Here is a 5,880-nt window from a genome sequence, read left to right as displayed (position 1 = left end):
CGTTTAGGTGATGTCGCTTCTTCGTTATATCGAACTATTGGCTATACTGAAGCAGGTCAAATTCCTCAGTTTGCACGAAGCTCTACAGGTGAGCTAGAAGGCACAGTTTACTTCTTCAAAATATTGTAATTTAACAAAGCGTTTAAGACGGATTCCCAACGCATGGCGTTTTCGGCTTACTTCAATTTAAGTGTTTATGTCACAATGGTTTAGGTAGGGTGGTTAGCGTTGCTCACCACTTAACGCGGCGTTAGCTCTCTTATGAATTTCATCACAAAGTCAAAAGTTGTGGTGGATTTGACGTTCTCGGTAGCAATTGATTCAGAGGGTATTATGAACACGAGGTTTTGCGAAAAATGTGGGAAGGACACTGAACACAAAGAGGCTATGAAGCAAAAGCCATCGAAATACGGCAAGTCCAAAAAAGAACAGTTCAAAGCATTTTTAGATGGCTTCTTTAGTGGTTCCGCAGCTTCTTTACCTGGAGGTGCTTCTTTAGAGTTAACTGACAGGTATGTTGTTTGTACTATTTGTGGCAAAGCAACCATAGAAAATCATGGTCAAGAATTTCAATAGCTTATGCGATATAAAGAGAGCTAACAAATTGTTCAAGCAGACAGCTAACGTTTGGCGATTTAGGTTTGGTTGAGTTTAGTGATTAAGGTGGTTTTGCTTGAGTGTAGTGGAAGTTAGCTGCTACTTAACAAAGCGTTATGTTTTTAGGAGAGCGCAGTGGAAGACATCAAAGAACTTTGGCTAAAGTTTAACGAGTATTCGAATAAACTTACTGTAGCACTCGGTCGAACAAGTAATATTGTGGGTGAGTATGCTGAATATCTTGCTCACAAACATTATGGTGGGAAACTGCTAGAAATATCTGGTTCTAGTGCTGATATCAGAACTGATGATGGAAAGCTTTATCAAGTTAAATCAAGAAAGGTTAAAAGCTCAACTTCAACCCAACTAAATGTCATTCGTTCATGGGAATTTGATTATCTGGTAGTAATTCTCTTTAGTAAAGATGGCAGTGTTAAAAAAGCTATCGAAGTTCCAGTTGAAATCGCAAAAGAGTATGGGGTTGCTAACTCTCATCAAAATGGCTGGGTGATTACAACAAGCCAGAAGTTTTTGAATGACTCGCGGGTTAAAGATATTAGCGCGAAGTTATCAGTATTGAATCAATAAAAACATAACAAATTGTTCAAGCAGACAGCTAACGTTTGGCGATTTTGGTCTGAATTGAGTTTAGTGATTACGGGGGCTCTGTTTGAGTGTGGTGGTAGTTAGCTGCTACTTAACAAGGCGTTAGTAATACAAATCATAATTGGGAGGATAAATGCCACATTTTGTACTGGATTGTTCAGAAGAAATCTTTGAGTGTCATTCCGAGGAGTTTGTCATTGAACAAGTTCATTCTGTAGCCAATGCCTCTGGTCTATTTGATGAGAATGATATTAAGGTTAGGTTGAACCCGTTTAAAACGTATTCAGTTGGTAATCGTAAAGAGTGTTTTATACATGTCTTTACTCACATCATGCAAGGACGTACTACGGAGCAAAAAGCTGAATTATCGCATCAAGTGGTTTCAAATCTAGTAGCGCTATTCCCGGATATTCCCAATATAGCGATGAATATTAGTGATTTTGAAAAGGCGACTTATTGTAATAGAACAATGCTGTAGCGTAGTGTATTACTAACAAACTACTCAAGTGGACGCCATAAGCTTGGCGGTTTTGGTTTGAAGTTAAGTGYGCTTGGYAAGTTAATCGTYAGCGCCACTTAGCAGRGCGTTAGAAGTTTTAGGAATAAATATGGGAAACAGGAGAGAACTAGGCAGTATCGCAAGCGGTATTATTGGTTCGTTTCGGAGTCGGAACAATGATGTCGATGGTTATTGGGGTATCGGTAAGCTATACCTGTTCGTAGACCACCTTCAAAGCAAGAGTGTTTCTATAGATCTTTGCACCCAACAGATTGCTCCATATTCCCCGTACTTTGACCTGATGACTGAACACTATTCAAAGCAGTTTAAAGATTTGCTAATAAAACGTTCAATCCCGTTTGATTGGGTTGACTCAGCGCACATTTACGTTGAATTTGAAGCAGATTATGAGGAGCGTCATCATGATTGGCGGAGTGCATTGGGAAATCCGTGCAATCTGGTTTGCGTAATCGTGGATGACATCGGCAAAAGTCATGTTGCTCGTGTGTATACAAACTGTTTCCCACATGACGCGAAAAGGGAGCATCGGAGCACTAGGTGAGCAAACTTCTAACAAATTGTTCAAGCAGACAGCTAACAGTTGGCGATTTTGCTTTGGTTGAGTTCAGTGATTACGGTGGCTTTGTTTGAGTGCAGTGGTAGTTAGCTGCTACTTAACAAGGCGTTAGTACTCTAAGGGAGTCATTGTTTCGTGAATAATATAGACATCTTTAAAGCAATATCAGGTTTGGTATTTGCTCAGGCTTATGAAAGTTTCCCGCTAAAAATCGACCTATCTCCATCTGAAATAGCGATTTCACTTAGCGATGAGTTTTGGGATGAATCACAGCGTCAAATTGCAGAAAATCAATTTGAGTACGTTAGAAATAGAAGCCCTATTGGCTTAGCCAAGCCTACAATTGAATGGCTAGGCTCTGCCGGTCTAATTACCTTTGATGGTTATAGAGACGGTGTTTTTCTCGGTGTGACTCTAACGGCAAAAGGATTAGAGTCAATTGAATCGAAAGAAGAGCACGGCTTTAATCTCCTCTCCGCAGTGAAAGACCTAGCGGTAGATGAGCTTAAAGATCAGGCTAGAAAGCGGCTAAAAGAAGTGTTCTCTGAAGCACTGTCATGGAGTGTAGAAAAATCTCCAACAATTATTCAAGCAGTCAGCAATTATGCATCGCAGTAAAGAGTACTAACAAATTGTTCAAGCAGACAGCTAACGTTTGGCGATTTTGGTTTGGTTGGGGTGAGTGATTACGGTGGCTTTGCTTGGGTTTCGTGGCGTTAGCCGCACCTTAGCAAGGCGTTAGCACTCAAAGGAGAAACAGGATGTTTATCGCAGTCTATGAGTTTGAAATTCGTGATGGAATGGAATCAAAGTTTCGCGAGGCATGGCTTGAAGTGACAAAATTGATCTATAAGCGTTGTGGTAGTTTCGGTTCTCGTCTCCATTATTCAGATAAACAAAACGTAATGATTGGTTACGCTCAGTGGCCAAGTCGAGAAGACTGGGAAAAAGATCATAAGTTTACAGACAAACTTTTTGAAATAGCACGCAAGGAAATGCGAGAGTGCTTAGTTCAGTCAAATACTGTGTATAAACTTGAAGTTAGTGATGATTTCCTACAAACCTCGCTGGCAGTAGAGTGCTAACAAACTGCTCAAGTGGACGCCATAAGCTTGGCGGTTTTGGTTTGAAGTTAAGCGCGCTTGGTAAGTTAATCGTCAGCGCCACTTAGCAGGGCGTTAGCTTTCTCGGTTAAGTTCATTGGAGTCAGGGTTCATCGTCTTAGCTTTACACCTGCTCGTCAGTGCCAAATCGTGAAAGCGCGCGTGCTGTTTCTTTTGCTTGGGAAGAGCATTACTCAACTTCTAGTATGGTGCACGTGGCAGTCAGCTTCAGCGCAAGAGCCGTGAGTTGCCTTTAAGTATCGCCATCTTTGGCAGCAAGTTGGTGGAGAGTTCAATGCTTCTGCATTGGGTGCGTCGGCGGCGTCAGTTTTGGAGCGTTTCTTTAAAATCTTGGTGCCAAACGTCGGCTTCATCGCACGTAAAAAGCTAACAAATTGCTCAAGCAGACAGCTAACGCTCGGCGATTTTGGTTTGGTTGAGTTCAGTGATTAAGGTGGCTTTGCTTGAGTGTCGTGGTCGTTAGCTGCAACTTAGCAAGGCGTTATACGAATGGAAGCAAGCATGGACTTTAACGACTTAATACCAGAACTACTTGTGACCGATATTGGTGTAAGCGAAGAATTCTACACTGCTGAGTTGGGTTTTAGTGTGGCTTTTCGACGAGATGGTTTTGTTTTCTTATCATTTAACAGTACCCAACTAATGATCACTCAACTAGAGCCGGATTCTTGGGTAAATGGAGAGCCTGTCGCTCCTTTTGGTCGTGGTATGAACCTAACATTCAAAGTTACGTCGGAGTGGCTTGATTTAATCGTAGTTTCTCCAAATGATGTCTTCTTACCGCTGCAAACTGAAACTTATCAAACTGGGGATGTGCAGACTGTTGTTAGGCAAACCATAGTTAAAGACCCAGATGGCTACTTGATTCGTTTTATCTGTCAAAGCTCAGCGTGAGAAATCGTATAACAAATTGTTCAAGCAGACAGCTAACGTTCGGCGATTTTGGTTTGGTTGAGCATAGTGATTACGGTGGCTTTGCTTGAGTGCAGTGGTAGTTAGCTGCTACTTAACAAGGCGTTATGTTGCCCCAAGGATTGGACAAAAATTCATTATTAGGAACTCACAGCAGATGATCCGAAATTTCTATACTTGCGATAAAGAAGTAGATAAAAACAGCCATGGCGGCGATGGTTCAATAGATATCTATCGTGCATTTAGGCGCAAAGATTTTGACGGTGCTTGGGACTTCGCTATTCGAGTTGTAATGCCTGCCGGTAGCTCAATGGGCGAGCATCGCCACGAAGATGATGAGGAAATGTACATCATCTTAAAAGGTGAGGGTACTATGATAATTGAGGGTGAAGAGCACAAAATTTCCTCAGGCGATATGATAGTAAATAAACGGTTTGGCACACATGGTTTGGTTAATACGTCAGACCAAGAAATTGAGCTGCTAATTATCCAAGCTAGTCAGAAGTAAAGCATCATAACAAGTGCTTCAAGCAGATTCGTAACGCTTGGTACTTTTAGCGTTAATTTAGGCTTGAGTGATTACGGCGTAAAACTTAGCTTGAGTGGTACGTTACTCACCACTTAAGCATGCGTTTTGCTATTGTCTTTCCGTGAACTGCAATGAACGCCATTAAACTAAAATCCATTTAAAAACATATATTTGTCGTCATTCTTCTTGTTCGTTGTTGTCCATTGAGATCCCTCTGTATATAATATTTTTGCTACATATACGCTACACAGGGATTGGACGTTATGGCACTGAAGCAAAAGATCACTAACACCACCATCAAGAATATGACCATTGAGCAAGGTCGATTAAACGACACCGAAATCAGTGGATTTCACGCTCGTATCTCTCCAAAGGGTATTATTAAATACTATCTCTATTATCGACTCAACGGTAAGCAACGAAATTTTCTGTTAGGTGCTGCGACTTCGTTAACGCCAGCGCAGGCTCGTGATTTAGCCAAAGAAAAAGCGGGTCAGGTTGCTAGTGGTGAGGATGTTCACGAAAGTCGGAATGAAACCAGAAAGCAAGAGCAGCGCAAAGGCTTAACGCTAGAGCGTTTCTTGGAAGAGTACTACAAAGATTACTTAATTGGCCTTAACCCGAAACAAGCTGAAAAATCCTATATCTCGATTAAGAATGGCTTTGCTCATCTGGCGAAGAAGCCGATAGCAGATATCACCGCTTTCGAAGTTCAACAATGGGTAACAGAACGTAGCAAGTTGGGTTGTCAGCGCCGATGTAAAAATGACCCACTAACGCCGATTTAAAATTGACCCACCTGAGGCAAACTATCCGTTCGTAAATGGACAAAGCGGCGGATTATGATCAATCAGGAGCAACTAGTGGAAATACACGTTTTACATCAGCAAGGGCAAAGCATCCGCCGCATCGCGAGAGATTTAGGTATCTCAAGGAATACCGTTCGCACTTATCTTCGAGACAGAAGTAAAGAGTCTGTGTATCCCGAGCGGCAATCTCGACCAACCAAATTACAGCCTTACCACGACTACTTGCG

Annotated in this window: 10 protein-coding genes and 1 pseudogene; all 11 read left to right on the top strand. The window is 41.8% G+C overall.

Going from position 1 to position 5,880, the window contains the following annotated elements; translation table 11 throughout:
• Positions 1-129, top strand: a pseudogene (locus L4D74_RS24755) (GNAT family N-acetyltransferase); the annotation flags it as partial.
• A 204-nt stretch (positions 130-333) separates the two neighbouring features.
• Entirely contained in the window at positions 334-576 is a 243-nt protein-coding gene (locus L4D74_RS24750) for a hypothetical protein (protein ID WP_311018683.1), read from the top strand.
• Between the two features lie 156 nt (positions 577-732).
• A complete protein-coding gene (locus tag L4D74_RS24745) occupies positions 733-1,185 on the top strand; it encodes a DUF6998 domain-containing protein (protein WP_428755042.1) in 453 nt (150 codons plus the stop codon).
• 151 nt (positions 1,186-1,336) lie between these two features.
• Positions 1,337-1,681: a 5-carboxymethyl-2-hydroxymuconate Delta-isomerase gene (locus L4D74_RS24740; protein ID WP_428755041.1), complete on the top strand. Its 345-nt coding sequence runs from the start codon at positions 1,337-1,339 to the stop codon at positions 1,679-1,681.
• A 130-nt stretch (positions 1,682-1,811) separates the two neighbouring features.
• Positions 1,812-2,264: a hypothetical protein gene (locus L4D74_RS24735; RefSeq protein WP_428755040.1), complete on the top strand. Its 453-nt coding sequence runs from the start codon at positions 1,812-1,814 to the stop codon at positions 2,262-2,264.
• A 150-nt stretch (positions 2,265-2,414) separates the two neighbouring features.
• Positions 2,415-2,897 carry a hypothetical protein gene (locus tag L4D74_RS24730; protein ID WP_428755039.1) on the top strand — a complete coding sequence of 161 codons (483 nt, stop codon included), beginning with the start codon at positions 2,415-2,417 and terminating at the stop codon, positions 2,895-2,897.
• Positions 2,898-3,040: 143 nt separating this feature from the next.
• The gene (locus tag L4D74_RS24725) at positions 3,041-3,364 is read left to right on the top strand and encodes an antibiotic biosynthesis monooxygenase family protein (RefSeq protein WP_265677799.1); all 324 of its coding nucleotides are present in this window, start codon (positions 3,041-3,043) and stop codon (positions 3,362-3,364) included.
• Between the two features lie 528 nt (positions 3,365-3,892).
• Positions 3,893-4,297: a VOC family protein gene (locus L4D74_RS24720; RefSeq protein ID WP_428755038.1), complete on the top strand. Its 405-nt coding sequence runs from the start codon at positions 3,893-3,895 to the stop codon at positions 4,295-4,297.
• Positions 4,298-4,472: 175 nt separating this feature from the next.
• Entirely contained in the window at positions 4,473-4,823 is a 351-nt protein-coding gene (locus tag L4D74_RS24715; RefSeq protein WP_265678065.1) for a cupin domain-containing protein, read from the top strand.
• A 284-nt stretch (positions 4,824-5,107) separates the two neighbouring features.
• Entirely contained in the window at positions 5,108-5,632 is a 525-nt protein-coding gene (locus L4D74_RS24710; RefSeq protein WP_428755037.1) for an Arm DNA-binding domain-containing protein, read from the top strand.
• 54 nt (positions 5,633-5,686) lie between these two features.
• The coding region (locus L4D74_RS24705; RefSeq protein WP_428752411.1) for a helix-turn-helix domain-containing protein at positions 5,687-5,880 on the top strand (194 nt) is incomplete at its 3' end.

The sequence above is a fragment of the Vibrio cionasavignyae genome (genome assembly GCF_050337155.1).
Lineage (GTDB): Bacteria > Pseudomonadota > Gammaproteobacteria > Enterobacterales > Vibrionaceae > Vibrio > Vibrio nomapromontoriensis.
Note: the sequence above shows the minus strand (reverse complement) of the source record. Positions and strands in the feature narration are given on the sequence as shown.

Coding starts and splice junctions, on each gene's coding strand:
- L4D74_RS24750 (WP_311018683.1), top strand. CDS start 334: ATGAACACGAGGTTTTGCGAAAAATGTGGGAAGGACACTGAACACAAA.
- L4D74_RS24740 (WP_428755041.1), top strand. CDS start 1,337: ATGCCACATTTTGTACTGGATTGTTCAGAAGAAATCTTTGAGTGTCAT.
- L4D74_RS24735 (WP_428755040.1), top strand. CDS start 1,812: ATGGGAAACAGGAGAGAACTAGGCAGTATCGCAAGCGGTATTATTGGT.
- L4D74_RS24725 (WP_265677799.1), top strand. CDS start 3,041: ATGTTTATCGCAGTCTATGAGTTTGAAATTCGTGATGGAATGGAATCA.
- L4D74_RS24720 (WP_428755038.1), top strand. CDS start 3,893: ATGGAAGCAAGCATGGACTTTAACGACTTAATACCAGAACTACTTGTG.
- L4D74_RS24715 (WP_265678065.1), top strand. CDS start 4,473: ATGATCCGAAATTTCTATACTTGCGATAAAGAAGTAGATAAAAACAGC.
- L4D74_RS24710 (WP_428755037.1), top strand. CDS start 5,108: ATGGCACTGAAGCAAAAGATCACTAACACCACCATCAAGAATATGACC.